Below are 952 nucleotides of genomic sequence, written 5' to 3'. Positions count from 1 at the left end.
TCCGGTCAAGAAGCTCAAGGGCAGGAAGACGGTGGTGATGATGGCCAGCATGTACATGCGCTGGTTGAGTTGCTCGTTGTGCTCGCTCCAGATCTGCTCCTGGAGGATCAGCGCGCGTTCCTGCATGGCACTGAAATCCTCGACGTAGCGCGAGAGCTGGTTGGCGTTCTCGCGTAATGACACCTGAGTCGCCTCATCAAGCCACTGAGGGCTCTGGGCAAGCTGCGAGAGGCAATCGCGCTGTGGCCCCATGAAACGCCGCAGCGTAATGAAGGGGCGGCGCAGCCGGGTGAGGTCATCGGCGTCGACATCACCCTTGGTGAGTTGCAATTCCTCGAGCTCGCCGAGGGCGTTATCGAGTTGGTGGGAATAGTCGCCGACCTGGTCCACCAGTGCCTCGACCAGCCAGGCGAGGAGGTCGGGCGCTGACCGCGCGCCTTCGCCGGCATCCAGGCGTTCACGGACATCACTGGCGGCCTTCAACGGCCGGCGACGCAGTGTAATCATGCGCTTGGGTGTCATCCACACGCGCAGCGAGATCATGTCGTCCATGGCGGAGCCAGGGTTATGGTTGACGCCGCGCAGCGTGGTGACGACGCCGCGCCCGAACTTGGCCACGCGCGGACGCGTGTCTTCCTCGAGCAACGCCTCGACCACTGTCTCGTCGAGCTCGGCCACATCGTTGAGATAGTTTGCGATATCGTCGTGGCGAAAGTCGAGATGCATCCACACAGGGGCCTCATCGCTGGCCCAGGCGGCCTGCAAATCGCTCACGCTCAATAGTTCACCGCCACCTTGACCGTTCAACCGGTAGGCGGCCACCAGCGCGGTGTCCATGTCACTCATCGGGATCTCCTTGCCGACGATTGGCCTTGCACGGTAAGCATAAGTGAAATAGTCATCGCTGATATGCGTAAAAATCAACCAGGTGGGCGTCGCTTTGGCTGAGCGT

1 protein-coding gene is annotated in these 952 nt (G+C 61.3%); it reads right to left on the bottom strand.

Annotated features, from left to right (window positions below; genetic code table 11):
* Positions 1 to 846: CorA family divalent cation transporter (locus OP496_RS18070; RefSeq protein WP_280565346.1), on the bottom strand; the 846-nt coding region annotated here is incomplete at its 3' end.
* Positions 847 to 952 lie beyond the last annotated feature (106 nt).

The sequence above is a fragment of the Chromohalobacter sp. 48-RD10 genome, from assembly GCF_029889785.1.
Lineage (GTDB): Bacteria > Pseudomonadota > Gammaproteobacteria > Pseudomonadales > Halomonadaceae > Chromohalobacter.
Note: the sequence above shows the minus strand (reverse complement) of the source record. Positions and strands in the feature narration are given on the sequence as shown.